General features: G+C 73.2%; 20 protein-coding genes. 5 read left to right on the top strand and 15 right to left on the bottom strand.

Annotation, left to right across the window (positions count from 1 at the left end; all coding sequences use genetic code 11):
• Positions 1–106: 106 nt before the first annotated feature.
• Together ACTWP8_RS25705 and ACTWP8_RS25710 are read right to left on the bottom strand one after the other, a co-directional pair.
• Entirely contained in the window at positions 107–574 is a 468-nt protein-coding gene (locus ACTWP8_RS25705) for a molybdenum cofactor biosynthesis protein MoaE (RefSeq protein ID WP_443324513.1), read from the bottom strand.
• Positions 575–670: 96 nt separating this feature from the next.
• Positions 671–1,780, bottom strand: coding sequence for an SDR family oxidoreductase (locus ACTWP8_RS25710; RefSeq protein WP_443324487.1), 1,110 nt, complete (start codon positions 1,778–1,780; stop codon positions 671–673).
• Positions 1,781–1,972: 192 nt separating this feature from the next.
• On the opposite strand from ACTWP8_RS25710, the gene ACTWP8_RS25715 reads away from it, so the two are divergent.
• Both ACTWP8_RS25715 and ACTWP8_RS25720 read left to right on the top strand, forming a co-directional pair.
• Positions 1,973–3,415, top strand: a complete 1,443-nt coding sequence (locus tag ACTWP8_RS25715) for a zinc-dependent metalloprotease (protein WP_443324488.1) — start codon at positions 1,973–1,975, stop codon at positions 3,413–3,415.
• Positions 3,412–3,945: an NUDIX hydrolase gene (locus ACTWP8_RS25720; RefSeq protein ID WP_443324489.1), complete on the top strand. Its 534-nt coding sequence runs from the start codon at positions 3,412–3,414 to the stop codon at positions 3,943–3,945. Before ACTWP8_RS25715 ends, ACTWP8_RS25720 begins: the two co-directional genes overlap by 4 nt.
• A gap of 58 nt (positions 3,946–4,003) precedes the next feature.
• Here ACTWP8_RS25720 and ACTWP8_RS25725 read toward each other — a convergent pair whose 3' ends face one another.
• The 4 genes from ACTWP8_RS25725 to ACTWP8_RS25740 all read right to left on the bottom strand — a co-directional run bounded on the left by ACTWP8_RS25725 (position 4,004) and on the right by ACTWP8_RS25740 (position 8,130).
• Positions 4,004–4,765, bottom strand: a complete 762-nt coding sequence (locus ACTWP8_RS25725) for an AIM24 family protein (RefSeq protein ID WP_443324490.1) — start codon at positions 4,763–4,765, stop codon at positions 4,004–4,006.
• Between the two features lie 17 nt (positions 4,766–4,782).
• The gene (locus ACTWP8_RS25730) at positions 4,783–5,466 is read right to left on the bottom strand and encodes an AIM24 family protein (RefSeq protein WP_443324491.1); all 684 of its coding nucleotides are present in this window, start codon (positions 5,464–5,466) and stop codon (positions 4,783–4,785) included.
• An 11-nt stretch (positions 5,467–5,477) separates the two neighbouring features.
• A complete protein-coding gene (locus ACTWP8_RS25735; protein ID WP_443324492.1) occupies positions 5,478–7,283 on the bottom strand; it encodes a TerD family protein in 1,806 nt (601 codons plus the stop codon).
• Positions 7,284–7,533: 250 nt separating this feature from the next.
• Complete coding sequence (locus ACTWP8_RS25740) at positions 7,534–8,130, bottom strand: M48 metallopeptidase family protein (RefSeq protein WP_443324493.1); 597 nt, start codon at positions 8,128–8,130, stop codon at positions 7,534–7,536.
• 191 nt (positions 8,131–8,321) lie between these two features.
• Here ACTWP8_RS25740 and ACTWP8_RS25745 point away from each other — a divergent pair, with 191 nt between their 5' ends.
• Both ACTWP8_RS25745 and ACTWP8_RS25750 read left to right on the top strand, forming a co-directional pair.
• Positions 8,322–9,698 (top strand): ThiF family adenylyltransferase, encoded by a 1,377-nt coding sequence (locus ACTWP8_RS25745; RefSeq protein ID WP_443324494.1) that lies wholly within the window; start codon positions 8,322–8,324, stop codon positions 9,696–9,698.
• A gap of 35 nt (positions 9,699–9,733) precedes the next feature.
• On the top strand, positions 9,734–11,122 hold the full coding sequence (locus ACTWP8_RS25750) for an ABC1 kinase family protein (protein ID WP_443319596.1): 1,389 nt from the start codon (positions 9,734–9,736) through the stop codon (positions 11,120–11,122).
• Positions 11,123–11,202: 80 nt separating this feature from the next.
• Here the strand turns inward: ACTWP8_RS25750 and ACTWP8_RS25755 are convergent, their stop codons facing one another.
• From ACTWP8_RS25755 to ACTWP8_RS25775, 5 genes are all read right to left on the bottom strand, one after another.
• The gene (locus tag ACTWP8_RS25755; protein WP_443319595.1) at positions 11,203–11,412 is read right to left on the bottom strand and encodes a hypothetical protein; all 210 of its coding nucleotides are present in this window, start codon (positions 11,410–11,412) and stop codon (positions 11,203–11,205) included.
• A 115-nt stretch (positions 11,413–11,527) separates the two neighbouring features.
• Positions 11,528–11,854, bottom strand: coding sequence for a hypothetical protein (locus ACTWP8_RS25760; RefSeq protein ID WP_443319594.1), 327 nt, complete (start codon positions 11,852–11,854; stop codon positions 11,528–11,530).
• The gene (locus tag ACTWP8_RS25765; protein ID WP_443319593.1) at positions 11,851–12,216 is read right to left on the bottom strand and encodes a WhiB family transcriptional regulator; all 366 of its coding nucleotides are present in this window, start codon (positions 12,214–12,216) and stop codon (positions 11,851–11,853) included. The genes ACTWP8_RS25760 and ACTWP8_RS25765 overlap by 4 nt, the downstream gene beginning before the upstream one ends.
• A gap of 173 nt (positions 12,217–12,389) precedes the next feature.
• Positions 12,390–12,710: a hypothetical protein gene (locus ACTWP8_RS25770; RefSeq protein WP_443324495.1), complete on the bottom strand. Its 321-nt coding sequence runs from the start codon at positions 12,708–12,710 to the stop codon at positions 12,390–12,392.
• 246 nt (positions 12,711–12,956) lie between these two features.
• Positions 12,957–15,218 carry an ATP-dependent DNA helicase UvrD2 gene (locus ACTWP8_RS25775; RefSeq protein ID WP_443324496.1) on the bottom strand — a complete coding sequence of 754 codons (2,262 nt, stop codon included), beginning with the start codon at positions 15,216–15,218 and terminating at the stop codon, positions 12,957–12,959.
• A gap of 207 nt (positions 15,219–15,425) precedes the next feature.
• Between ACTWP8_RS25775 and ACTWP8_RS25780 the strand changes: the two genes are divergently transcribed.
• Positions 15,426–15,668, top strand: a complete 243-nt coding sequence (locus ACTWP8_RS25780; protein ID WP_443319610.1) for a mycoredoxin — start codon at positions 15,426–15,428, stop codon at positions 15,666–15,668.
• A gap of 74 nt (positions 15,669–15,742) precedes the next feature.
• Here ACTWP8_RS25780 and nudC read toward each other — a convergent pair whose 3' ends face one another.
• The 4 genes from nudC to ACTWP8_RS25800 all read right to left on the bottom strand — a co-directional run bounded on the left by nudC (position 15,743) and on the right by ACTWP8_RS25800 (position 26,387).
• On the bottom strand, positions 15,743–16,687 hold the full coding sequence (gene nudC / locus ACTWP8_RS25785) for an NAD(+) diphosphatase (RefSeq protein ID WP_443319590.1): 945 nt from the start codon (positions 16,685–16,687) through the stop codon (positions 15,743–15,745).
• 79 nt (positions 16,688–16,766) lie between these two features.
• On the bottom strand, positions 16,767–18,260 hold the full coding sequence (locus ACTWP8_RS25790; protein WP_443324497.1) for a M20/M25/M40 family metallo-hydrolase: 1,494 nt from the start codon (positions 18,258–18,260) through the stop codon (positions 16,767–16,769).
• 415 nt (positions 18,261–18,675) lie between these two features.
• Positions 18,676–22,710: a UvrD-helicase domain-containing protein gene (locus ACTWP8_RS25795; RefSeq protein ID WP_443324498.1), complete on the bottom strand. Its 4,035-nt coding sequence runs from the start codon at positions 22,708–22,710 to the stop codon at positions 18,676–18,678.
• A 131-nt stretch (positions 22,711–22,841) separates the two neighbouring features.
• On the bottom strand, positions 22,842–26,387 hold the full coding sequence (locus ACTWP8_RS25800) for an ATP-dependent helicase (protein ID WP_443324499.1): 3,546 nt from the start codon (positions 26,385–26,387) through the stop codon (positions 22,842–22,844).
• Positions 26,388–26,560 lie beyond the last annotated feature (173 nt).

The following is a 26,560-nucleotide window of genomic DNA, read 5'->3' on the forward strand; positions in this document are numbered from 1 at the left end:
CAGCAGATTAACCATCCGCCCGATCAACGCTCACCGCAGGGTGCCGGTTACGCAACCAGGGAGGGGCTGTTGGTGGGCCATCAGTGATCGCAAGGCCCCGGCGGCGCTACGCGCCGACCCACTCCTCGTCTCCATCCGCGAACTGCTGGTGCTTCCAGATCGGGACCTCGGCCTTGAGGTCGTCGATCAGGCGGCGGCAGGCGGCGAAAGCCTCGGCGCGGTGCGGGCACGAGACGGCCACGACGACGGCCAGGTCGCCCACGGCGAGGTCGCCGACCCGGTGAACGGCGGCCATGGCCCGGACGGGAAAGTCGGCCGCCACCTTCTCCGCGACCCGGCGAAGCTCCGCTTCGGCGGTCGGATGGGCGGAGTAGCCGAGAGCCGCGACATCGGCCCCGCCGTCGTGGTCGCGCACGGTTCCCACGAAGAGGGCGGTGCCGCCCGCGGAGTCGTCCCCGACCGCCGCGAAGACCTCGTCGACGGACAGCGGGGTGTCGCGGATCGCGAGGAGGCGGATCGGGTTGGGGGCCGGCGCCTCGCCGGGGTGGTCGTACGTGCGTGCCATGGCGTCCATCGTGCCGTACCCGTTTCGATTAAGGAATCCCAGACATCCCGCATGGCGGAAGAATTCTTCCGCCATGCGTCGCACCCGCTCCGCGAGTCAGGTGCGTCAGCCCCTGCGGCGGGCCTTGCGAGCCCGCCTGACCAGGGCCGCCGTGCCGACCAGGGCGACGGTCGCCCCCGCCGCCCCGAGCGTCGTCGCGTCCTTGCGGCCGAGGCGGCGGCCCGCGACCGTATGGCGGCCCGCGACCTCCTCCAGCAGCTCCGCGAGGACTTCCTCGTTCGTCCACCCAGGACGCCAGCCGGCGTCGTGCAGCCGGCTGCCGCTGACCACCCAGGGGTGCATGGTGTACGCGAGGTCGCCCGCGGGGGACGGAGTGAGGCCGAGCCGGTGCAGCCTGGAGGCGGCGCCGAGCGCGACGGCGGACGGGAGCTCCATGCGCCGAATGCCGGTCAGCTCCTCGACCTCCTCCTGCTCCAGCCAGCCGTCGCAGCCGACCGCCAGTTCGCCGTCGACCTTCCCGAGCGCCGCGTACTCCAGGGCGCTCGCTAGGTCCTCCACGTGGCAGAACTGCCAGGTCGGACGGGACCCGGCGACGACGAGGAGACGAGGGGACTCGAAGTAGCGGGTGAGGGCGGTGTCAGTACCGCCCACCAGGATGGCGGGCCTTACCACCGTGACATTGAGGCCGGGGTGCGCGCGGGGCGCACGGCGGCCGAGATGCTCGATCTCCAGCAGGTCGCCCACGCCGGTGGCCTCGGCGGTCGCGCGCAGCTCCGCGTCCTCGGCGAGCGGCACATCATTGTCGGGCAGCGCGCCGTAGACCATGGCCGAGGTGCACAGGACGACACGGTGCACCCCGGCGGCCGCGGCCGCGGTCAGCACCGTCTGGGCGCCGCGCACGTTGTAGGCGGTTCGGGCGGCCGGGTCGGCGCCCAGGTTGAGGTCGAGCGCGAGGTGCACGACGACGTCGGTGCCCCGCAGCTTCTCCGCGATGGCCGGATCCCGTACGTCGAGCAGGTGCCACTGGGCCTCGGAGACCTCGCCGCGGCGCTCGTCGATGGCCACGACCTGCTTGATCTCCTCGGAGTCGGCCAGCCGCCGGGTCAGCACGGCGCCGACGCCTGAGGCGGCGCCGGTGACCGCGACGACGGGCCGGCGCGCGGGCGCCGAGGCCTCGTTTCGCGTTGCGCGAACTTCTCGGTCTGGGGAACTCACCGGGCGGCTCCAGCGGTTGTCTTCAGTACGTACGGGCAGTGACGCGTACGTACCAGGTGGCGTCCATCCTGCCGCAGGCTTCCGGGCAGCCAAGCACCGAGCCTAGAGGTGGGCAGGGTGTCTACGCTGGGTTGTGATGTCGGGCAGTCGCCGCCGGCCCCGGGCCGGCGGCCCTAAGAGCCGAGGAAACCCGTGAGTGACACCCCATTCGGATTCGGCCTTCCGCCGGAGGAGCCGGACGACGGCGACGACGGCAAGAAGAAGGGCGGCCAGGGCGGCAATCAGGGCCCCGCGAATCCGTTCGGGTTCGGCGGGGGGAGCGGTGGGGAGAACCCGTTCGCCGCGATGTTCGGTTCGCTGAATCCGAACGACCTGGGAGCGGCCTTCCAGCGCCTCGGGCAGATGCTCTCCTACGAGGGCGGCCCGGTGAACTGGGACATGGCCAAGGACATCGCGCGGCAGACCGTCGCGCAGGGCACCTCCGACGGCACCAAGGACGCGAGCGTCTCGCCGGGCGAGCGCGCGGCCGTCGAGGAGGCGGTGCGGCTGGCGGACCTGTGGCTGGACGGCGTCACCTCGCTGCCGTCCGGTTCGGGTGCGGCGGTCGCGTGGAGCCGCGCCGAGTGGGTCGAGGCGACCCTCCCGGTGTGGAAGGACCTGGTGGACCCGGTCGCCGAGCGCGTGGGCGCGGCCATGGGCGACGTACTGCCCGAGGAGATGCAGGCCATGGCGGGCCCGCTGCTCGGGATGATGCGCTCCATGGGCGGCGCCATGTTCGGCACTCAGATCGGCCAGGCCGTGGGCATGCTGGCGGGCGAAGTGGTCGGCTCGACCGACATCGGGCTGCCGCTCGGGCCCGCGGGCAAGGCAGCGCTGCTGCCGGTGAACATCGAGGCGTTCGGCAAGGATCTCGGCGTCCCACCGGAGGAGGTACGGCTCTATCTCGCGCTCCGCGAGGCGGCCCACCAGCGGCTGTTCGCCCACGTGCCGTGGCTGCGCTCGCACCTCTTCGGCGCGGTCGAGGGCTACGCGCGCGGGATCAAGGTCGACACCGCGAAGCTCGAGGACGTGGTCGGCCAGCTCGATCCGACGCACCCCGAGCAGCTCCAGGAGGCGCTGCAGCAGGGCATGTTCCAGCCGGAGGACACCCCGGAGCAGAAGGCGGCGCTGGCCCGCCTCGAGACGGCGCTGGCGCTCGTGGAGGGCTGGGTCGACGCGGTGGTGCACGCCGCGGCCGCGCCGCACCTGCCGTCCGCCGACCGGCTGCGCGAGACGCTGCGCCGGCGGCGCGCGAGCGGCGGCCCGGCGGAGCAGACCTTCGCCACGCTGATCGGCCTCGAACTGCGGCCGCGGCGGCTGCGGGACGCCTCGCGGCTGTGGGCCTCGCTCACCGACGCGCGCGGGCTTGACGGCCGGGACGCCCTGTGGGCCCATCCGGACATGCTGCCGACGGCCGGGGACCTGGACGACCCGGACGGCTTCGTGCACCGCGAGCAGCTGGACTTCGCCGAGCTGGACAAGATGCTCGGCGAGGCGGCGGGCGGGGACGGAAAGCCGCGGCTCGACAAGGGCGACAAGGCCGAAGGGGACGGCGAGCCCAGGGACAGCGGCGGCGAGGGCGACAGCGAGAAGTGAGCCTGTACGAGGCCGCGGCGCGGGCCCTGAAGGAGTGGCCCGCGCCGGATGCGGATCAGGAGCGGCTGCGCCTCGCGTACGGCGATCACCTCGCTGCGCACCCGGACGGGATGTGGAAGTCCTGCCGGGACGGGCACATCACGGCGAGCGCCCTGGTGGTCGACCCGGCAGGTGGCCGCGTACTGCTGACCCTGCACAAGAAGCTGCGGATGTGGCTGCAGATGGGCGGGCACTGCGAGCCGCAGGACACCACCCTGGCCGGGGCCGCCCTGCGGGAGGCCACCGAGGAGTCCGGGATCGAGGGACTGACGCTGCTGCCCGCCGGCCCGGCGCGCCTGGACCGCCACCGCACGCCGTGCGCCTGGCACCTGGACGTGCAATACGCCGCTCTCGCGCCCGGTGGCGCGGTGACGGCGATCAGCGACGAGTCGCTGGACCTGCGCTGGTTCGCGTACGACGAGGTGGCCGCGGTGGCGGACGAGTCCGTCGTACGGCTGGTGGACCGCACCCGCACGCTGCTGCGAGGCTGACGCGCGCGGGTGCGGTCCGTCCGCACCCGCGCGGGGGCGGTCCGTCCGCTGCCGTCCTCTAGCGGTTGGACCAGATGTTGCCCTGGTTCTGGCCATGGGCGCCCTGCTGGCCCATGCCGTACTGGGCGGCCATCCCCTGGCCGATCACCGCGTTCTGCGGCGGGAGCAGCTCGCTGGGCTGGACCAGGGCGTAACCCTGGCCGAGGAAGCTGAGCTCCCAGCCCTCGCCGGTGTTGCCGCGCCGCCGGTAGACGCTCGAGGACGACGTCTGCGCCTGCATCTGGACCCGCAGCGAGGTGGACCAGGCGATGACGGCGTCGGAGTCGGCGTTGACGTACTTGTCCGGGGTGACCTGGAGCATCAGCGGCTGGCCCGAGGTCATCAGCGCGACCTTGCCCTGGCCGGAGATCTGCAGGTTGTACGCGCCGGACCCGGAGATGCCGAACTGGCTGTCCACCGCGATCGCCTCCCAGTGCAGCGCGGAGTCGAGCGCAAGGACGTAGGCGCTGTCGACGGTCAGCCCGTCCCGGTCCACGTCCACTACGTGGACGTACTGAGCGAGGTTGGCGAGGTAGACGGTGCCCTGGCCCGAGCAGCGCATCAGGTCGAGGCCCTCGCCGGTGTGGGCGCGGGCGCGACGCTGGCCCTGGGTCTGGTACTCGCCGTCGAACTCGAGCAGCCCCTGGTAGGCGACCATCGCGCCCTTACGGGCGAGGACGTCGTCGTGTCCGGTGAGCGCGACGCGCAGCATCTGCGGGTTCTGCAGCGCGTAGCGGTCCTGGGTCTGGTTCTCGGTGTAGCCGAAAAGCGGGCTCTGCATGGTGTGTTCGCTCCCCCTCAGCCCCGGGTCCGGAGCCGGTCAGTGCTGTCCTCACTCGGCTGTACGACGACGAATCCCTGGCCGGAGAAGCCGATCTGGTACGCCTCGCCGCTGCCACGCCCGATCATGGAGGAGGCCTTGAAGCTCCGCTTCCCCTTCATCTTCAGGCCGGTTGACCATGCGACGAGCGCGTCCGGGTCCACGTAGGTCTCATCCTCGCCGCGGCCGCAGTCGACGACGATCGGAGTACCGCGGGAGGTCAGGGCGATCCAACCGGTGCCGGAGAGCCCGACGTTGAAGAGTCCCTGCCCGGCGAACTTGGCCATGCCCTTGACGCGCTGGACGCCCCACTGGAGGTGGGCGTCGAAGGCGAGCAGGTTGGTGCCGTTGACCGAGACGGAGTCGTTGTTGAGGTTGATGCAGACGACGTCCGCACCGTAGTCGGCGAGGTAGAGCAGGCCGTCGCCGCTGCACTTCATCAGCGGGGCGCCCTCGCCGGTGAACCACTGGGAGGCCATCTGGCGTACGGCGGGCGGGTTCGGCTCGTACTGCACGAATCCCTCGTACGCGACCATGGAGCCGGTGCGCGCGAAGAGGTCCTGGCCGCTCTGCATGGCGACCTTGAGCATGCTGCGCCCGTGGTTCTCCATGCGGGCGGCCATCGGGGTCGGGGCGTAGCCCGCGATCAGTGTCTGGTCCATGACGGGCTCCTTCAGACCTCGTAGGGCTGGACGACGATGAAGTTGCCGGGCGCGCCGCGGAACTGGAGGTTCACGGTCTCCCCGCTGTGGCCCGGGTAGGCGTTGCGGCGCAGCCGCACCTGACTGGAGATGATCACCTGCGAGGCGGCGGACCAGGCGACGATGGCGTTGCTGTCCGCGAACGTGGTCGGGGTGACGGGGAGGACGACCGGGACGCCCTGGGTCTTCACGACCACGGTGCCGGTGCCCTGGAACTGCATCGTGAACAGCGCTCCGCCGGGGATACCGTGGCCCTCGATCCGGCGCACCTCATGCTGCAGCGACTCGTCGAAGGCCAGGACGCTCTCGGCGGAGACGCAGATCGCGTCGCCCTGGAGCTCGATCGGGTGGACATGCGAGCCGTCCTCGGCCAGGAAGACCTGGCCGCGGCCGGCGCAGCGCATGAGCTGCATCTCCTGGCCGGTGGCGTTGCCGACGATCCGGCCGCCGAAACCGGCTCCCTTGTAGCTGAAGTCGACCTTGCCCTGATAGAGCACCATGCTGCCCTGGCGGGCGAGGACGGGCTGGCCGTCGGCGCCGAGGTCGATCCGGATGAGTTGTTGGTTCTGCAGGGTCCAGCGCTGACCGGTGGGCGCCTCGCGGTACTTGTCCAGGGCCGCACCGAGCCCGGGCGCGGTGGGCCCACTGGCTGCGGCGGGCGAACCGGCTGCGGTGGGCGCACCGGTCGCGGCGGGCGCACCGGTCGCGGCGGGCTGGCCGTAGGGGGCGGGCTGCTGGCCGTACGGGGCGGGGGCCGGTGCCGCCTGGCCGGGCTGACCGTACGGGCCCTGCTGGCCGGGGAACTGACCCGGCTGGGGCTGGCCTCCATAGGACGGCTGCCCCGGCGCGGCGGGCGGGGCCTGGCTGGGCAGAGGGGCTCCGTAGGGGGCGGGTTGACCCGGCGGCTGGCCGTACTGGGGCTGCTGACCCGGGAATTGGCCCGGCTGACCGGGCTGACCCGGCTGTCCGGGCTGCCCCGGCTGTCCGGGCGGCGGCGGAACCTGACCGCCGGGCGGGGTGTGCTGGTCGGGGACCGGAGACGTGATGGGCGCGGCGATCGTGGGCGCGGTGTGCACCTGCGGGTCGGAGGGAGCGGGTGGAGCGGGCTGCGGTGGTGGTGTCGGGGCGGCCGGGGCGGGCTGCGGGGCGGCCGGGGCAGCGAAGCCCGGCGCGGAAGCGGCCGCCTGGGGCGGTGCGAAACCGGGCGCGGCCTGTTGCGGCTGCTGCGGAGCCGCCCCACCCCCCTCCTCCTCGAGCACCTCACCGCCGAAGTTCTTCAGCAGGGCATCGAGCCCGCCGTCAAACCCCTGCCCGACGGCGGCGAACCGCCACACGTCCTTGAGGTAGAAGTCGCCGAGCATCACCGCTCGTTCGGTGGTGAACTCCCCGCCCGTGAAGGAATAGCGGGCGACTTCCTCGCCGCCCGCCACGATTCGGATGTAGCCGGGCCCGACCTGCGACATCTGGCCCGCACCGTCGATGGTCGCGGTGAAGGAGAGCTTCTGGATGCTCGCCGGGATGCGGTCGAGCGTGACGCGGAACGACTCCGTGTCGCCCGCCTGCGCACCCAGTTGCTGGATCGACTCCTCGGGCGACTTCGGCTGGTTGAAGAAGATGAAGTACCCGTCGTCCGACAGCCGTTCGTCGCGGTCGAGGCCGAAACAACTGATGTCGAAGGACAGTCCGGGCCCGGAGATCTGCACTCCTACGTACAGATCCGTCCCCGCTGTCAGGTCACTGATCTTGGCCTTGTGGCCGCGTTGGAATTCCCTGGCCATACGTAACGACCGTCCCCCATCCGAGCGGTGAATACAGCGGCGATCACAGCGATGATCACTGCGGTGATTACAGCGGTGATTACAGCGGTGAAAGCGTTGCGTCAGGCTAACCGCTGGGGCAGACAGCGGGCGATGCCGGTGCCGGGTTGGTACCGGGCCGATACGGGGCTGGTGCGGGGCCGGTGCTGCGGGGCCGGTGCTGCAGCCGGTGCGCAAGCCGCGCGCGGTCGGCCCGCGTGGCCGATACGGACTACTCGCTCCGGGCCGCGGGCAGATGCGGCAGCCGGTCCGCCGCGACCACGCCTTCGAGGTATCCGCGGGCGCGCTCCGTCCGCGGATACGCCTTCAGCAGCTCCCAGAAGCGCGGTCCGTGGCCCGGCACGAGCAGGTGCGCCAACTCGTGAACCAGCACGTAGTCGATGACGTACTCGGGCATGCCCTGGAGGCGGTGCGACAGGCGGATGCTGCCCTCGGCAGGGGTGCAGGAGCCCCAGCGGGTGTTCTGGTTGGTGACCCAGCGGACGGTGGTCGGGCGGGCCCGTCCGTTGAGGTACTGGTCGGACAGCTGCTCAGCTCGCCTGGCGAGTTCACCGTCGCCCAGCATCCGCTTGCTCTCCTGGGCCGCGAGCTTGTCGAGCATGACGGTCACCCAGCGCTTCTCCTCGGCCTCGGACATGCGGGCCGGGATGAGGACGACGGTGCGGTCGCCCTCGCGGTAGGCGGAGACGGTTCTGCGCCGCCGGGCACTCCTCCTGACCTCGACCGCGCTCGTCCCCGAGCCGCGGGCGGGCTGGCTGGCTGCGCTGCGCTGCGCGCTCCCGGCGCGGTGCAGTGGGTCGGCGGACACGCCCCGACGTTACCTGCTGGGGGCGGGGGAAGTCCCGCCCCTCGATGGGTGTGCGCAATTTGAATGACTAATCCACACCGCCTGTGGACAACTTTCCGCAGCTGAATCGCGGTACGGGCATGCTGGAGGCCGGTCGGATCGATCGACCGGGGCGAACGGGGAGCAACAGGGATCAACGGGGGGGCGGAATCATGCATCCGATGCTCAAGCCCGCGCTGCGGCGCGGCTGGCGTGACCGGCAGAACGTGCAATTCGGCGTGGCAGCGGCGCACGCGGTGGTCGTGGGACCGGTGGACACGGCGACGGGCAGTTTCCTCGGACTGCTCGACGGCACCCGAGGCCTGCCGCTGCTGCGACTGGAAGCCGAGGCGATGGGTCTCGGGGCCGACCGGGTCGACGAGTTGGTGGACCGGCTCGGCGCGGCCGGGCTGCTCGACGACGCTACGGCGGCGGGCGGGCCGCCGGGAATGGTCGACCCGGACCGGGGCGACCGCTGGGTCGCCCAGGACCGGGGCGGCGGCTCGGTCGCGCAGGACCGGGGTAACCGTTCGGTCGCGCAGGACCGGGCCGCGGCCTGGGACCGGCTGAGGCCGGACCTCGCATCGTTGTCCGTGGTGCATCCGGAGCCGGGCGGCGCGGTGCGGCGGATGTCCGCGCGGGCGGCCATACGCGTGCAGGTGCGTGGCGCGGGACGGGTCGGCGCGGCCGTCGCGGCGGCACTGTCGGCCTCGGGGGTCGGCCGGGTCGACGTGATGGACGGCGGATGTGTCGAGCCGTGGGACGTCGCGCCGTCCGGTCTGCCGCCCGAATCCGTAGGCGAGCGGCGGAGCGTGGCCGCACGGAGAGTCGTACGGGCGGCGTCGCCCGGCCGGCGTCCACGGCGCACGGGGCCGGATGCCGCGGCCGCGGCGGCAAGGGCTGCCGGGACGGCCGGGGCCGCCGGACCCTTCGCGGCGTCGGGTACGGCGACGGCTCTGGTGGTGCTCGCACCGCGCGACGGGCTCGCTGCCTACGCACCCGACCCGGTCGTCGCCGACGAGCTGATCGCCTCGGGGGTGCCTCATCTGTATGCGGGCGTGATCGAGGGCACGGGCGTGGTGGGGCCGCTGGTGCTGCCGGGCGGCTCGGCCTGTGCGGGCTGCCTGGCTCTGGAACGGGCCGAACGGGAGCCCGCATGGCCCCGGATGCTGGCCCAGTGGCGGTCGGGGCGCAGCCGCTCGGGGGTGATGGCGTGCGACACCGCACTGGCGACGGTGGTGGCAGGACTCGCCGCCTCGCACGCACTGAGCTTTCTCGACGGGCGGCTTCCGCTCAGCGCCGGGGCACGGCTGGAGTTCGCGCTGCCGGACCTGGCGTGGGAGGCGCGACCGGTCGCCCCGCACGCGGCCTGCCGCTGCGGCGCGGCTCGGGCGGCAGACGCGGACACCTCGGCCGGGGAGTCTCCTTCCGCAGGGGAATCCGCCTCCGCAAGGGAATCTCCGCGCGCAGGGGAATCCCCCTCCGCCAGGGACGAGCCGCACGGGACAATGGCCGGGCGACCGCCGTCTGCGGCGTGGCTCGGGGGGTAGCCCTCCCGGAGGATGCAGTGGAGTTGGAGGGGCGAATGTCGGATCTTCCGCGGAAGGCGGTCACGCGTACTGCCAAGCTGGCCGCGCTGCCACTGGGAATCGCCGGCCGGGCCACCTGGGGTCTCGGCAAACGGATCGGCGGCCGGTCGGCGGAGATCGTCGGCCGGGAGCTCCAACAGCGCACCGCCGAGCAGCTGTTCAAGGTGCTCGGCGAGCTCAAGGGCGGCGCGATGAAGTTCGGGCAGGCGCTGTCGGTGTTCGAGTCAGCGCTGCCGGAGGAGGTGGCGGGGCCCTACCGTGCGACGCTGACGAAACTCCAGGACGCCGCCCCGCCGATGCCGGTGCGGACGGTGCACTCGGTGCTGGAGGAGCGGCTCGGCGAGCACTGGCGGGAGCTGTTCGAGGAGTTCGAGGACAAGCCGTCGGCGGCGGCGTCCATCGGGCAGGTGCACCGCGCGGTGTGGCACGACGGGCGCGAAGTGGCCGTCAAGGTCCAGTATCCGGGCGCGGGTGAGGCGCTGCTGTCCGACCTCACCCAGCTCGGCCGGTTCGCCCGGCTGCTGGGGCCGCTGATTCCGGGGATGGACATCAAACCGCTCATCTCCGAGCTGCGCGACCGCGTCTCGGAAGAGCTGGACTACGGCCTGGAGGCGCAGGCCCAGCGTATACACGCCGCGGAGTTTGCCGACGACCCGGATGTGGTCGTGCCCGATGTGGTGCACCAGAGCGACCAGGTGCTGATCACCGAGTGGATGGAGGGGGTGCCGCTCTCCGAGGTCATAGCGCACGGCGGACGCGAGGAGCGGGACCGCGCCGGACAGTTGCTGGCCCGATTCCTCTTCTCCGGCACGGCCCGCACCGGGCTGCTGCACGCGGACCCGCACCCCGGGAACTTCCGGCTGCTCGTCGGCGACGCGGACGGCGGGCCGCCCGAGAAGTGGCGGCTGGGGGTCCTGGACTTCGGCACGGTCGACCGGCTGCCGGACGGCCTGCCCCCGACCATCGGCACCTCGCTGCGGATGACGCTCGACGGCGACGCAGAGCCGGTGTACCGGATGCTGTGCGAGGAGGGTTTCGTCAAGCCGACGGTCGAGCTGGACCCGGAGGCGGTGCTCGACTATCTGCTACCCATCATCGAGCCCGCCCGGGCGGAGGAGTTCACGTTCACGCGGAACTGGATGCGCACGCAGGCGGCCCGTATCGCCGACCCCCGCTCGCCCGCGCACCAGCTGGGCCGGCAGCTCAACCTGCCGCCCGCCTACCTTCTGATCCACCGGGTCACGCTGAGCACCATTGGAGTGCTCTGCCAGTTGGGTGCCACGGTCCGGCTGCGCGACGAACTCACCGCCTGGGTCCCCGGTTTCGTGCCCGAGGAGGCGGGCGTGGAGGCGCTGGAGGAGGACGGGACGGCGGCGGGCGCCTGACCTGCCGTGGACGCCTGGTGGCCTGCGGCCTCGCCGACGGCTCTCGGGCGGCTCTCACCACCGGGGCGGTCGGCGACGCGCTACCACCAGGACGAGTCGAGCCGTCCTTCGATGGCGCGGATGTTGTCGCGGGCGCAGTTCTCACAGAAGTAGATCCGGCTGCCGTTCTCCACGGAGCAGGTCCAGGTCACGGGCGGGGTCGGGCCGTCCGCGGCGGCACCGCAGCGGGCGCACACCACGGTCTCGTTCTCGGCACCCTGCTGCGCGGGGTGATGAGTCTGTTGTTCCACCTGTCGACGATACCCCCGTGAACCGCGTTCGACGGGGCACAACGCACCGCGGGACCGGTTCGGCGAACCGGTCCCGCGGTGTCAAGAGACTGCTGAGTTCGGATGGCTCAGACGGTCACTGCATGACGGCCATGGCCAGGGCGCGGCGGGCGCGCAGCGAGGCGCGCTCGGCGCGGCGCTGCAGACGCCGGGCAGCGGCCAGACGCATGGCCCTGCGTTCGGACTCGGCCTCGTACAGTCGCTCTTCCATTCGAGCACGGGCCAGGGCTTCTGGGATGAGTTGCATCTCTCGGGTCCTGTTCTGGCGCGAGGCGTTCGCGCCGGAGTTGTTGAGTTCTGGGGTGCCGGTGACGGACGGCTCGTGGGCGGACGGCTTCATCGTCGGGACCTGCTTCTTGGGGTCGTGCGTGTGAGGGCGGTCGATCGTTCCTGCGGTGGTCATGCCGCGACCGGGTTCTTGCGCGGGCGGCCACGCGGCCGCTTCCGGGGCACGACGACACCCTGGACGAACAGCTCGCCACCCCAGACGCCCCACGGCTCGCGGCGGTCCTTGGCGCCCGCGAGGCAGGCCTCACGCAAGGGGCAGGTCTGGCAGAGCGACTTGGCGTACTCGACATCGGCCGGCGACTCGGCGAAGAAGACCTCCGGGTCGTACGAGCGGCAGGGGACGAGCTCGCCGAGGCGCTCGATCTCGTCGTCGAGCACGGTGAGCTGGGTCAGCTGAGTCAAAGGGACCTCCGAAGAGCCGGGCGGGGGGATCGCAGGGTCGTGCGGTACGGACGGGGCGTGCGCGGAACTGGGCACGGTTGGTGTCTTCCTCGTCTGTTCGGCCCGGCCTTTCGGCCGGGGTTTCGGTCGGTACCGGGTGGCTTTCCGATTCCGCTGCCGGGGAGTACGTGGTGTCTCCGGCAACGGAAAGGGCCGCGGATCCCGGTTCGGGTTCCGCGGCCCTGGAAGGTGCCGACCTGATCTCGCGATCAGGATGGATCTCTCCAGGGTTGGAGCCCGCGGAAGGCCCGCATCGTCTTGTGCTCGGCCGCAGAGGTCGCACCGGTGGCGAAGCCATCGGTCCACTTCTGCTGGAGGTCGGCACCATTGGCCGCGAGGACATAGGCCGAGACCTGTGCCGCCGCTACTGCCGCCGCCGGTGCCTTGGTCGGTCGCTCATCGACCGCGACAATGCCGCGCTCAACGAGACGTGCTTCGGCGGCGCCGGACAGACCGGTACCGCGCAGCACGGAGACGCCGGGCAGGCAGAAGGCGGCCTGGTGACCGGCCAGTTTGGTGATGCTGATCATGTGGGCTCGCCTCCTCTCGGCGTCTCAGGGGACTGGTCGGAACCAGTCCCGGGTCGTTCAGTACAGCATGAAACCTGGAGGTCCAAAAGACCTCCTGCCATCCGTGCTCGGAAGGCTGTGGCTCCTCCCCCGAAGGGGCTTCTCGCCAGGCCCCAACAGCCCTGCGACGGACAAGCCCTGCCCGTGGAACAGAAACCTATGGGGATTCCCGCGGCATGCGCAAACTATTTTCTCGACGAGTTTGTATCAGTCATCCGCGCTGTCCTCGGAGACGTCCTGAGGGGCTTTCTCCGCAGGGCCTTCGGCCGCGCCCGCCGCCTCGTTCTCCGCCGCCTCCCGGGCCGGCTCCTCGCCCGCGCACAGCGCCAGCACCTCGGCCCCGAACCGGTCGAGCTTGCGCCTGCCCACCCCGGAGATCGAGGCCAGTTCCGACTCGCTGTCCGGTACGGCCTCGGCGATGGCCATCAGCGTCTTGTCGGTGAAAACGCAGTAGGCCGGCTGGCCCAGCGCCTTGGCCTGCTCCATGCGCCAGTCACGCAGCCGCTCGTAGAGGGCTTCGTCGAGGTCGGACGGGCAGTCCTCGCAGCGCATCAGCTTCATCTCGCCCGCGTCGGTCAGCGTGCGCCCGCACACCCGGCACTGGACGGGGCCGCGGCGCTTCCTTCTGCTGCCGCTGCCGTGTTCGACGCCACCGCCCTCACCCGCGGTGCGGCTGCGGGTCGCCGCGGAGCCCGGCCTGAGCCCGTTGAGGAACCGGCTCGGCCGTCGGGACGCGCGGCCGCCGGGCGCCCGCGACAGCGCCCACGAGAGGGAGAGGTGGACCCGCGCGCGGGTGACGCCGACGTAGAGCAGCCGCCGCTCCTCCTCGACCTGCTCGTCGGTCCTGGCGTACGTGATCGGCACGGTCCCCTCGGTCAGACCGACCAGGAACACCGCGTCCCACTCCAGGCCCTTCGCCGCGTGCAGCGAGGCGAGCGTGACGCCCTCGACGGTCGGCGCATGCTGGGCGTTCGCCCGCTCGTCGAGCTCCGCGACGAAGTCGCCGAGAGTCGGGGCGGGTGCGCCCGCCGCGGTGCGGCCGGTGGCGAACTGCTCGGCGAGCCGGACGAGGGCCGCCAGGGACTCCCAGCGGTCCCGTACGGCGCCGGAGCCGACCGGAGGCTCGGGCGTCCAGCCCGACGCGGCCAGCACGGCCCCCACCTGGGAGGGCAGGTCGACTGCGTCGTCGAGGAGCACATCGTTGCCACCGGCGCGGGCGGCGCCGCGAAGGGCGACGCCCGCCTCGCGCACCTCGGGGCGCTCGAAGAACCGCTCCGCACCGCGCATCTGATACGGAACGCCGTGGTCGGCCAACGCCTGCTCGTAGGCCTCCGACTGGGCGTTGACACGGTAGAGAACGGCGATCTGGCTGGCCGGGACGCCGGCGTCGAGCAGCTCGCGGATACGGCGGGCCGTGCCCTCGGCCTCGGCCGGTTCGTCGGCGAACTCGCTGTAGACCGGCTCGGGGCCGGGGTCGCGCTGCGAGACCAGCTCCAAGCGGTGCTCGGCGGCCCGGCCGCGGGCCTGACCCAGCAGGCCGTTGGCGAGGTGCACGACCTGCGGCGTGGAGCGGTAGTCGCGGATCAGCTTCACGACCGTGGCCTGCGGGTGCCGGGCGCGGAAGTTGAGCAGATGGTCGGGGGTCGCGCCGGTGAAGGAGTAGATCGTCTGGCTGGCGTCGCCGACCACGCACAGGCTGTCCCGGCCGCCCAGCCACAGCTCCAGCAGCCGCTGCTGCAGCGGGCTGACGTCCTGGTACTCGTCCACGACGAAGTGCTGGTACTGGCCGCGCACCTGGTCGGCGATGTCCGGCCGGTCCTCCAGCACCCCGACCGTCAGCAGCAGCACGTCCTCGAAGTCGATGACGCCCCGGTCGCGCTTCAGGCGTTCATACGCGCCGTAGATCCCAGCGATCTCGGCCGGGTCGCGCGGCACTTCTCTGCCGGATTTGGCGGCCGTCGCCGGATAGTCCTCGGGCACAGTCTGGGTGACCTTCGCCCACTCGATCTCGCCCGTGACATCCCGCAGTTCGTTGCGGTCCAGGCGGATACGGCAGCGGACGGCGGCCTCGGCGACCAGCTGGATCTTGCGCTCGGCGAGCCGCGGCAGCTCGCCGCCGACCGCGCGCGGCCAGAAGTACTGGAGCTGGCGCAGGGCCGCCGAGTGGAACGTACGAGCCTGGACGCCGCCCGCGCCGAGCTGGCGCAGCCGGCCGCGCATCTCCCCCGCAGCGCGGTTGGTGAAGGTGACGGCGAGCACGCTGGCGGGCTGGAGTATCCCAGCCCGCACCCCGTAGGCGATCCGGTGGGTGATCGCCCGCGTCTTGCCGGTGCCGGCCCCGGCCAGCACGCAGACCGGACCGTGCAGGGCCGTGGCGACCTCGCGCTGCTCCGGGTCGAGCCCGTCGAGCACCGCGTCCACCGAGTCCGGTACGGCCGGGAAAAGGGTGGTCTCCGTTGCTGCTGTCACCCCGCCATGCTGCCAGGTCGGGCGTTGCTGCCGGGACGGTTGTCCACAGCTGTGCAACGCCGGTCATACTTATCGGCTGCAACCACACACAGACGGCCATGATCAGGGGGGAATGACCGTGAAAGGTTGCGCGTTCCACTACCGGCATCAAGCCGCCGCCAGACTTCAGACCAAAGCTGCGAGGAGCACAAGACGATGCAGGAGCCGATGCAGGGCACGGTGACGATGTACAGCACCACGTGGTGCGGCTACTGCCGCCGGCTGAAGAGCCAGCTGGACCGCGAGGGCATCGCGTACACGGAGATCAACATCGAGCAGGACCCGGCGTCGGCCGCCTTCGTCGAGAAGGTCAACAACGGCAACCAGCTGGTCCCGACCGTCCTCTTCCCGGACGGCTCCGCGCTCCCCAACCCCTCCCTGGCCCAGGTCAAGGAGAGGATCGGCGTCTGAGCCCCGGCGCCCCGCCGCGTACGGGGCGCGAGCGCGCGAACGCGCCACGCCGCTGCCCGCGAGTGCGGCCCGCCTCAGCGCGGGACGCCCGCGGGCAGCGGCTTTCCGTACCAGAGCTCGATGAGCCGGGCCGCGATCGAGATGCCGGACGGCGGCAGCACCTCGCCCGACTCGAAGGCCGCCCGCAGCTCGTCCCGCGAGAACCACCGCGCCTCGTGGATCTCCTCGCCGTCCACCCGGATCTCCGAGGAGGTGGCGCGCGCCATGAAGCCGAGCATCAGGCTCGACGGGAAGGGCCACGGCTGGCTGGCCACGTACTCGACCTCACCGACCGGTACGCCCGCCTCCTCGCGCACCTCCCGTACGACCGCCTGCTCGATCGACTCGCCCGGCTCGACGAAGCCCGCGAGCGTCGAGAAGCGACCCTCCGGCCAGTGGAGCTGGCGGCCGAGCAGCGCCCGGTCCTCCTGGTCCGTCACGAGCATGATCACGGCGGGGTCGGTGCGCGGGTAGTGCTCGGCGCCGCACGCCGGGCAGCGGCGGATGTGCCCCGCGGCCGCGACGACGGTGCGCTCGCCGCAGCGCGAGCAGAAGCGGTGCAGCCGCTGCCAGTTCTCCAGGGCGACGGCGTGCACCAGCAGGGCGGCGTCGCGCTCGGACAGCAGCGCCCCGGCCTCGCGCAGCCCGGCCGGCCTGGCCGACTGGTCCATCCGCCCGGGAAGGGCGTCCTTCTGGAGCGCGAAGTAGCTCACCCCGTCCTCGTCCGTGCCCAGGAAATAGCGGTGGGTCTCGGTCGGCGGCGCCTCGAAGGAAGGCGTCATGACGAGCTCGGTACGGCCGTCGGGGGTGTCGTCGATCAGCGCCTGGCCGCCGGAGACCACGAAGACCCGCGTCGTGGGGTGGCTCCACGCGGCCGCGAGCCAGGCCTCGTCGAGCCGGTGGTGCGCGGCGCGGTCGATGCCGCTCGCCGCGGTCAGGGCGATCTGCGGGACTGCGTTGCGGTCGGTCCAGGTGGTCACAGCTGCTTCCAACTCCCCCTGCGGGACGTGGATTCCTCGCGGCGCGGGCCAATGGGCGGTTTCAGGCGTTTCAGGCGTCTCAGGCGGCGGTCCGGCCATTCTCCGCCAGATCGCCCCACAGGTAGGCGGCGGTCTCCACACCCTTCATCAGAAGATCGAGTTCGACCTTCTCGTTCGGCGCGTGCCAGCCGTCCGACGGCACGGAGATTCCGAGGAAGAGCACGGGTGCGCCGAGTACGTCCTGAAGATCCGCCGCCGGTCCCGAACCGCCTTCACGGGTGAACCGGATTGGCTGCCCGAAGGCGCGGCCCATCGCCCGTACGACGGACTGGAGCGCTGGGTGGTCCAGCGGGGTCAGGCAGGGGCGGGTCGCTCCCCCGAACGTGATCTCGTGCCGGATACCGGCGGGCAGCCGGGCCGCGACCCAGTCACGTACGGCCTGCTGGACCTTCTCCGTCTCCATGCCCGCGACCAGGCGGAAGGACAGCTTCAGCTGGGCGGTGGACGGCACGATCGTCTTGCCGCCGGGGCCCTGGTAGCCGCCCCCTATGCCGTTGACCTCGGCGGTCGGGCGGGCCCAGATCCGCTCCAGGGTGGAGTGGCCCGCCTCGCCGAGCGTGGCGTACGAGTGCGCGGTGCGCAGCCACGCCGCCTCGTCGAAGGGCAGCTCCGCGAAGAGTTCCCGCTCGCGGTCCGTGAGTTCGATCACGCCGTCGTAGAAGCCGGGGATCGCGACGCGGTGGTCCCCGTCGTGCAGGGCGCCGGCCAGGCGGGCGGCCTCGGTCGCCGGGTTCGGCACCGCGCCGCCGAAGGAGCCGGAGTGGATGTCCTGGTCGGGACCGTAGAGGTCGATCTGGCAGTCGGTCAGGCCGCGCATGCCGGTGCACACGGTCGGGGTGTCCTCGGACCACATGCCCGTGTCCGACACGATCACGGCGTCGCAGCCGAGGCGGTCGGCTCGCTCGCGGAGCAGCGCGGGGAAGTTCGGCGAGCCGGACTCCTCCTCGCCTTCGATGAGCAGCTTGAGGTTGACGGCGGGGGCGGTGCGGCCGGTGGCGGCGAGGTGGGCGCGCACGCCGAGGGTGTGGAAGAACACCTGGCCCTTGTCGTCGGCCGCCCCGCGCGCGTGGAGCCGGCCGTCCCGGACGACCGGCTCGAACGGGTCGGTGGCCCAGCCGTCCTCGCGGGCGGCGGGCTGCACGTCGTGGTGTCCGTAGACGAGCACGGTGGGGGCGTCCGGGTCGCCGGACGGCCACTCGGCGAAGACCGCGGGGGCGGGTGGGGCCGGTGGGGTGGCTGGGATGGCCGGGGTGGCCGGGGTGGCCGGGGTCTCCTCCGGCAGGGCCGAGGAGGGGGCGGTGGTCTCGGTGCCGGTCTCCCAGACCTCGGTGACCGGGAAGCCGGTCTCGGCGAGCTTGGCCGCCAGCCACTCGGCGCTGCGCCGCACATCGCCCGCGTGGGCCGGATCGGCCGATACGGAGGGGATGCGCAGCCATTCCACGAGATCGTCGAGGAAGGCGGCGCGGTGGTCCTGGATATAGGCGCGGACGGCGCTGTCCGGGGTGGTGCTCATGCGGGGGAGCCTACCGGCCGGGTACGGGGCGGCTGCCGCACGCCCGAGGGCGTCCCGGGCGTACGGCAGTGGCCTCGCCCAGGCCCCCAGGGCGCGCGGCGGGCACGGGGGCGCGGCGCACGTGGGGGCCGGTTCGCCGCCGACGCCGGGCCCCGGCCTCGCCCGGACGACCGGGCTCGCTGCCATGGCGGGCGCCCCACCACTCGTCGCTCCGGGCCCCCGCTCGCCGCAGGCCTCAGCTCCCGCCGGGCACGGGGGCACCGCGGGAGTCCAGGGCGGCAGACCGCCGGTCAGCCAGCCGAGCCCGGCTCATCCCGGGGCGGTGTCTCGCCGCCCGTCAGGGCCGTTCGGGCGTCGGCCGGGACGCCTTGGGGCGGACGGTCGCCGATTCGTGACGCCGGGCGGACGCGGGTGGTCAGTCCTCGCCGAGCAGGATCCGCTCCAGGGCCGGGCGGTCCGGGAGGTCCGGGGGGCGCACGATGTCGCCCGTGCGGACGTAGAGGAACGCCGCCGTCACGGCCGACAGTGGGAGGTCGTGCTGTTCCGCCCAGGCGAGGCGGTAGACCGCGAGCTGGAGCGGGTCGGCGGACCGGCCTCGGCCGGTCTTCCAGTCGACGATCTCGTACGTGTCACCGCCGTCCGCGCCCCTGTCGCGGTACACCGCGTCCATGCGGCCACGGATCATCCGGCCCGCGAGCGCCAGTTGGAACGGCGCCTCGACGCGGTACGGGGTGCGGCGGGCGTACGGGGTGTGCTCGAAGGCCTCCTTGAGTGCCGCCAGGTCGCGCTCGTCCGCGATCTCCGCGGCCGAGTCCGCAAGGGCGTCATCGAGGCCGCCGGGAAGCTCGTCTGGGCCGAGCAGGGGCAGCGGCAGTTCCTCGAAGCGCGATTCGACCCACGCGTGGAAGCGCGTGCCGCGGCGCGCGGCGGGCTGCGGGGGGCGCGGCATGGGCCGGGCCAGCTCCTGCGCGAAGCCGTCGGGGTCGGCGGCGAGGCGGAGCACCTGCGAGGTGCTGAGCGAGGGCGGCAGGGGCACGTCCCGTACGGTCGCCCGGGCCTGGCGCAACTCACCGGCGAGCGCTTCGAGATCCCGGTCCCATGAGGCGACGGCCCGCGCCTCCTCGGGCGTGAGCGGGCCGGCGGGGGGCTCCGCCCCAGCCGGTACGGGCGGATGCCCGGCCGCCGTGGGGGTCTCCGCCCCGGCCGCCGGTGTCTGGCGCGGCACGGCGCCCGGTACACCTACGACGCCGGGCAGACCCTGAACGCCGCCCGGCACACCCTCGCTGCTCAGCTCACCCTCGCCGCCGGGCACCTCTTCGCCGACGGGGCGGGCGGCGAATTCGGCGGCGTGGGGCGGGTGTTCCCCATGGCCCTCGGGGGTGGGCGGGCGGACCGGCGACCAGGTGTCCCAGTCGCCTGGGTCGGCGTCGCCGGACGGGCCGAATGCGTCCGCGTTCCCGTCCTCGTCCTCAGGCGGTGGCGGCGGACCCGGGTCCGCGTCATCGTGGGGCGGCGGGGGCCACTCCGGGTCGTAGGCGTAGTCGGCCTCCCGGGCCCCGGGATGGGGCTCTCCCGCGGCATCGGCAGCCGGGAGTCCGGAGGCGCACGCGCGCGTTGCTCGGTCCCGTCCCGGGAACTCCGCGGCGCGGACATCGTCGGCGGGGTGTCCAGCCCGCACGGCCTCGGGGGGTTGTACGAGTGCGGGTCCGGTGCTCATGGCGGCGGCGACAACCGATCCGGCACCGCTCTCATGCCCCGCAGCACCCTCACGCCCCGCAGCACCCTCACGCCCCGCTCCACCCTCGCGCCCGGCACCGCCCCCGCGCCCCGCTCCGACCTCGACCCCGGCACCCCCAGCACCCGCGGCCCCCGCAAGCCCGTCCAGGTGTGCCAGGACCGTCTCGGCCGCGCGTCGGCGCATGGCCAGGGCCGTCGGGTCCAGAGGGAGAGGCCAGGCCTGTTCCGCGGCTGCGGACGCCTTCAGGGACGGGTTCTCCTCCCCCTCTCCCGGCGCGTCGGCCCAGGCCTCGATCTCCCCGTGGCCCCGCTCGCAGTGCTCGCGCAGCGCCTCCAGGAAGGCGGAGGGCCCACGCGGCCTCTTCTGCGTCGGCCCCCACCAATGGCCGGAGCCGAGCAGCAGGGAGCGCGGGCGGGTGAACGTCACGTAGCCGAGCCGGAGTTCCTCGGTCGCCTGGTGGTCCTTCATGGCGGCCTTGAAGGCTGCCAGGCCCCTGCTGTCCCACTCCCCCACGTCCGGCAGGGTCGCCGCGTCGCCGCGCAGCGCGTGCGGCAGCACCTTCGCGTTCGAGGTCCAGGACTCGCGCGACTGCTCGCTGGGGAACTGCTTGGCGACCAGCCCCGGGGCGGCGACCACGTCCCACTCCAGGCCCTTCGCCTTGTGCGCGGTCAGCACCTTCACCGTGTTCTCACCGCCGGGCAGGGCGTTGTCCAGGCCCTTCTCGTGCTGGACGGCCGTGCGCAGGAAGCCGAGGAAGGCCAGCAGCGTGGCCTCGCCGTCCAGCGCGGCGAAACTCGCCGCCACATCAAGGAAATTGCCGAGCGTCTCGCGGCGGCGGGCCGCCAGTGCGTGCGGGGAGGCGGACAGTTCGACCTCCAGGCCGGTCGTGGCCAGCACCCGGTGGAGCACGTCCATGAGCGGGTCCGCGAGGGAGCGCCGCAGATCGCGCAGCTCGGCCGCCAGCCGCGCGAAGCGGACCCTCGCTTCCGCCGAGAAGGGCAGGCCGTCGTCAGGACCTTCGGTCACCAGGAAGGTGTCGAGTGCGTCGGCGAGCGAGACGACCTCGGCAGGGTCGGTGCCCTCGACAGCCTCCGCGAGGCGCCGGTCGGGGTCGCCGTCCGCGGCTGCGGGGTCCGCGTGGTCGGCATGGCGTACGAGCGTACGGGCGCGGCGGCCCAGGAGCGCCAGGTCGCGCGGACCGATCCGCCAGCGTGGTCCGATCAGCAGCCGGACCAGCGCGGCGTTGGCCGTCGGGTCCTGCAGCACCTCGCACACGGCCACGAGGTCCGCGACCTCCGGCAGGTGCAGCAGCCCGGACAGGCCCACCACCTCGACCGGCACGTCCCGCTCCACCAGCGCGCGCTGGATCTCCGCGAAGTCGCCCGCCGTACGGCACAGGACGGCGATCTCCCCGGGCGGGGTGCCCGTACGGACCAGGTGGGCGATCGAGTCGGCGAGCCACACCAGCTCGTCGGCGTGGGTGGGCAGCAGGGCGCAGCGGATCGTGCCGTCGCGCTCGGCGCCGTCGGCCGGGCGAAGTGCCTCCACGCCCGCGTGGAGCGAACGCAGCGGCGCCGCGAGCCGGTTGGCGAGGTTCAGGAGGCGGCCGCCGCTGCGCCGGTTCTCGCTGAGCGCGAAACGCTGCGCCGGGCGGCCGTCGGCATACGGGAAGTGGGCGGGGAAGTCGTCGAGGTTGGCGACGGAGGCTCCGCGCCAGCCGTAGATGGCCTGGCAGGGGTCGCCGACGGCGGTGACGGCGTGGCCCGTACCGTCGCCGAACAGGGCGGCGAGCAGCAGCCGTTGGGCGACCGACGTGTCCTGGTACTCGTCGAGGAGGACGACCGCGAACTGCTCGCGCAGCATGCGGCCGACCTCGGGGTGGGTGCGCGCGAGGGTCGCGGACAGCGCGATCTGGTCGCCGAAGTCGAGCAGGTCGCGGCGCTGCTTCTCGCTCCGGTACGCACCGGCCAGCTCCAGCAGCTCCAGGCGGGCGCGGGCGGCCTCGGGCACCTTGCGCAGCTCGGCGTTGCTCAGCCGCGCGCCTTCGAGACTGCGCAGCAGCGCCGTGTCGTACGCCCGCAGGCGCTCGGCGGGGACGAGGTGTTCGGAGAGCTCGGCGTCGAGGGCGAGCAGGTCGTCGACGAGGGCGGGCAGGGACTTGGTGAGCGCCGGGTACGGGCCGGGGGCGGTGCGCAGCACGCGCGCGGCGAGCTGGAAGCGGGTGGCGTCGGCGAGCAGCCGGGCCGTGGGCTCCAGCCCTATGCGCAGGCCGTGGTCCTTGAGGAGCTGGCCCGCGAAGGCGTGGTAGGTGGAGATCCGGGGCTCGCCGAGCGCGTCCTCCGGCTCGCCGGAGGCACCGGCGAGCGGGCCAGCGGGGGCTCCGGCACCCGGGGGCGCGGCGGGGCCGGCGGGGTCGGCGGGCGCGTCCGGGTCCATGACGCCCGCTTTGATCAGGGCCTTGCGCACGCGCTCGGACAGCTCGCCCGCGGCCTTGTTGGTGAAGGTCAGGCCCAGCACCCGGTCCGGCGCGACCTGTCCCGTTCCGACGAGCCAGACCACGCGGGCCGCCATCACCGTCGTCTTCCCCGAGCCGGCTCCGGCCACGATCACCTGCGGGGCGGGCGGCGCGGTGATGCACGCCGTCTGCTCCGGGGTGAAGGGGATGCCGAGGAGCTCTTTGAGCTGCTCGGGGTCGGTGATGCGTGGGGCCACCCGAGTGAGGCTAGTAGCCGCCACTGACAGCCGTGGCGGGGTGGGCTCCCTCCACGATCCGACTCACTTCACGACCCGGCCCACTTCACGACCCGCCTCGCTCCATGACCCGCCTCGCTCCACCACCGCCTTCACTCCACGATCTGGCGGCCCTCGGGCCTGGCGGTGCAGGCCTTCCGGAAGGAGCAGTGCTGGCAGTGCTGACCGGTACTCGGCGCGAACCGCTCGTCGAGGACCCGGCCCGCGGCCGTCGCGAGCAACTCCCCGACCCACTCCCCTTCCAGGGGTTCCTGCGCCTGCACCGTCGGCGACTCCTCGCCGCCGTCCTTCTGCGGTGCGCCCATGCGCAGATGGACGAGCTCCGCTCCCCCGGCCTCGGGCGTACGCCCCCCGAACGCGCCGTCCACCGCCCCCGCCCGTACGGCCAGCTGGTACACGGCGAGTTGCGGGTGCCGGGCGACCTCCGGCCCGGTCGGCCTGGTCTTGCCGGTCTTGAAGTCGACGACGTAGGCACGGCCCTGCGCGTCCTTCTCGACGCGGTCCATGCTGCCCCGGATCCGTACGGAGTACGGGCCCGCTTCCAGGGTCACGTCGAAGTCTTGCTCCGTGGCCACGGGGGTCCGCGCCGCGCGGTCCATGACGTGCCAGCGCAGGAAGCGCTCCAGGGCCACGCGCGCGTTGTCCTTCTCCTGCTGCGACTTCCACGGCGCGTCGAAGGCCAGGGCGTCCCAGACGGAGTCGAGCCGCTCCATGAGGACGGCCAGATCCGCGGGCGTACGGCCGGAGGCGACCTCGTCGGCCAGGACGTGCACGACGTTGCCGAAGCCCTGGGCGGCGGTCGAGGGCGCGTCCGCCTTCACTTCGCGCCCCAGGAACCACTGGAGCGAGCAGGTGTTGGCGAGCTGGTCCAGGGCGCTGCCGGAGAGCGTGACGGGGCGTGCCGGGTCCCGGAGCGGGACCTCGCTGTGCGTCGGCTCGTACAGGCCCCACCAGCGGTACGGGTGGGCCGCGGGGGCCAATGGCTGGTCGTTGTCGTCCCGCAGGGCAGCCAGCCGGGCCAGTCGCCGGGCGGCGGCGTCCCGCAGCGCCGGGGACGCCGCGGGGTCGACGGTGGTGGCGCGCAGCTCGGCGACGAGCGCGGCGACGGAGAGCGGACGGCGGGGGCGGTGGGTGACGTCGGCCGGCTCGACGCCGAGTTCGGTGAGGAAGCGGGAGGGCTGGTCGCCGTCGTCGGCCTGGGCCTTGACGGCGGTGACGACGAGCCGCTCCTTCGCGCGCGTGGCGGCGACGTAGAACAGCCGCCGCTCCTCGGCGAGCAGGGCGCCGGGGGTGAGCGGCTCGGCGAGGCCGTCGCGGCCGATCCGGTCCGCCTCGAGCAGCGAACCGCGCCGCCGCAGATCGGGCCACAGGCCCTCCTGGACGCCCGCGACGACGACGAGCCGCCACTCCAGGCCCTTGGAGCGGTGCGCGGTCATCAGGCGTACGGCGTCGGGGCGTACGGTCCTGCGGGACAGGGTGTCGGCGGCGATGTCCTGGGCGTCGAGCTCCTCGAGGAAGTTGAGGGCGCCGCGGCCCCCGGTGCGCTCCTCGGCGCGTGCCGCGGTCTCGAACAGGGCGCAGACGGCGTCCAGGTCGCGGTCCGCGTTCCGCCCGGCGGCACCGCCGCGCCGGGCGGCGCGCTCGAGCCGCTGCGGCCAGGGCGTGCCGTCCCAGAGTGCCCACAGCGCCTGCTCCGCGGTGCCGCCGCGGGCCAGTAGCTCGCGCGCGTCGCGCAGCAGCCGCCCGAGCCGCTGGGCCACGCGCGCGTACGCCGGGTCGTGCGCGGTGAGCCGCTCGGGCTCGGCGAGCGCCTCGGCGATGAGCACGTCGGACGCGCGCGGTACGGCCCGCCCGGCGGCCCGCTCCTCGTCCCTCAACGCCCGCCCGAGCCGCCGCAGATCGGCGCTGTCCATCCCGCCGAGCGGCGAGGTGAGCAGCCCGATGGCGGTCTCGACATCGATGGCGGGCCCATCCACCCCCGATCCAGCCGCGCCAGGGGCCGCGGCCGCGCCTTGCGCCCCGAGGGGTCCCGGGCCCGCAGCCACACCCTCACCGCCTTCGGCCGACTCACCGACCCCGGCAGGCGACTCCGCAACTCCCCCGCCCCGGGCCCCCGCAGGCCCCAGCGCCTCGGCTCCAGCAGCCAAGGCCGCAGGCGCAGGCCCCTCCGGCCCGGCGGGTCCCGGCGCCGCCCGGTCTACGGCCTGAGGCGGAGCGGCCGCGCCCGCGCCCCCCGCCACTGCCCTCACCGCCGCCTCCGCCGCCACTCTCAGGGCTGTCAGCAGAGGCGCGACCGCCGGTTCGTGGCGGAGCGGGAGATCGTCGCCGTCGATGTCCAGGGGGACGCCCGCGGCGGTGAGGGCGCGGCGGACCGCGGGGATGGTACGCCCGCCCGCCCGCACCAGGACCGCCATCTCGCGCCAGGGCACGCCGTCCTCCAGGTGCGCCCGGCGCAGGATGTCGGCGATGTTGCCCAGCTCGGCCCCCGCCGTCGGATACGTGAACACCTCGACGCGGCCGCCGTCCCGTACGGCCGCAAGGTCGCGGTGGGCGCGCACGGCGTCCGCCGGGAGGCGGGTGAGCGGCATACGGCGGGTCATGAGGCGGGTGGCGGCCAGCAAGTCGGCGCCCGAGCGGCGGCAGGTGCCGAGCACCTCGACGTCCGCCGGGGTGCCGTCGGCCTTCCGGAAGGCGTGCGGGAACTCGAGGATGCCGCCCACGTCGGCGCCCCGGAAGGCGTAGATCGACTGGTCCGGGTCGCCGAAGGCGGCCAGAGTCCTCCCGCTCCCCGCCAGCGCGCGCAGCAGCCGCAGCTGCGCGGCGTCGGTGTCCTGGAACTCGTCGACGTACACCGCGTCGTACCGCGCCGCGAGCTCCGCCGCGACCTCCGGCCGCCCGGCCAGCAACACCGCCCGGTGCACCAACTCCGCGTAGTCCAGAACCCCCTGCGCGTCCAGCACGTCCAGGTACTCGGCGAGGAAGGAGGCCGCCGCGCCCCAGTCCGGCCGCCCGGTTCTGCGCGCGAAGGCGCCGAGCGCGTCCGGCCCGAGGCCCAGTTCGCGGCTGCGGGCCAGCACCGCACGCACCTCGTCGGCGAAGCCGCGCGTCGTCAGGCAGGCGCGCAGTTCGTCCGGCCAGCGGACCGCGCCACGGCCCTCGCGCTCCAGCTCCGCCTGACCGGCGAGCAGTTCGCGCACCACCACGTCCTGCTCCGGGCCCGAGAGGAGCCGCAGCGGGTCGACGAAGAGCTCGGCGTCCTGGTGGGCGCGGACGAGCGCGTAGCAGTACGAGTGGAAGGTGGTCGCCTGCGGGCTGTGGGCACCGCCGAGGCGGGCCCCCATCCGGTCGCGCAGCTCGACCGCCGCCTTGCGGCTGAAGGTGAGGACGAGAATCCGCTCCGGGTCCGTACCCTCGGCCACCCGCTCCGCGACCGCCTCGACGAGTGTGGTCGTCTTGCCCGTGCCGGGCCCGGCGAGGACGAGTAGCGGACCGCCAGGGTGGTCAACCACCGCGCGCTGCCGTGCGTCCAGCACAGGAGGATCCACCGGCTCCGGCGGGGTGCGCACCAGTCGATACGCGCCGGTGGCCTGTGTTCGGACCTGCCGGTGCGCCGAGAGGGGCGGGATGGAGGAGCTCACGTGGGTCGCCGGTCCTGGTGGGTGTGCTGTGCTGGGTGCGTGCGTGTTGCTGGTGGTGAGTCCGTGGATTGCGTGAATGTCTGGGGCTTCGTGACTTCTCTGCTGTATGTGGTGTCCGTGGACTTCCTGGTTCTCGCGGTCTTCGGGCGCTTTGCGCTCTTCACGTGGCTCGC

The sequence above is a fragment of the Streptomyces sp. 7N604 genome (assembly GCF_052245475.1).
Taxonomy (GTDB): domain Bacteria; phylum Actinomycetota; class Actinomycetes; order Streptomycetales; family Streptomycetaceae; genus Streptomyces.

Excerpts from the sequence above, each read along its gene's own strand:
- ACTWP8_RS25745 (WP_443324494.1), top strand. The coding sequence starts at position 8,322 with ATGCATCCGATGCTCAAGCCCGCGCTGCGGCGCGGCTGGCGTGACCGG.
- ACTWP8_RS25730 (WP_443324491.1), bottom strand. The coding sequence starts at position 5,466 with ATGGACCAGACACTGATCGCGGGCTACGCCCCGACCCCGATGGCCGCC.
- ACTWP8_RS25705 (WP_443324513.1), bottom strand. The coding sequence starts at position 574 with ATGGACGCCATGGCACGCACGTACGACCACCCCGGCGAGGCGCCGGCC.
- ACTWP8_RS25770 (WP_443324495.1), bottom strand. The coding sequence starts at position 12,710 with ATGATCAGCATCACCAAACTGGCCGGTCACCAGGCCGCCTTCTGCCTG.
- ACTWP8_RS25735 (WP_443324492.1), bottom strand. The coding sequence starts at position 7,283 with ATGGCCAGGGAATTCCAACGCGGCCACAAGGCCAAGATCAGTGACCTG.
- ACTWP8_RS25750 (WP_443319596.1), top strand. The coding sequence starts at position 9,734 with ATGTCGGATCTTCCGCGGAAGGCGGTCACGCGTACTGCCAAGCTGGCC.
- ACTWP8_RS25760 (WP_443319594.1), bottom strand. The coding sequence starts at position 11,854 with ATGACCACCGCAGGAACGATCGACCGCCCTCACACGCACGACCCCAAG.
- ACTWP8_RS25725 (WP_443324490.1), bottom strand. The coding sequence starts at position 4,765 with ATGCAGAGCCCGCTTTTCGGCTACACCGAGAACCAGACCCAGGACCGC.
- ACTWP8_RS25780 (WP_443319610.1), top strand. The coding sequence starts at position 15,426 with ATGCAGGGCACGGTGACGATGTACAGCACCACGTGGTGCGGCTACTGC.
- ACTWP8_RS25790 (WP_443324497.1), bottom strand. The coding sequence starts at position 18,260 with ATGAGCACCACCCCGGACAGCGCCGTCCGCGCCTATATCCAGGACCAC.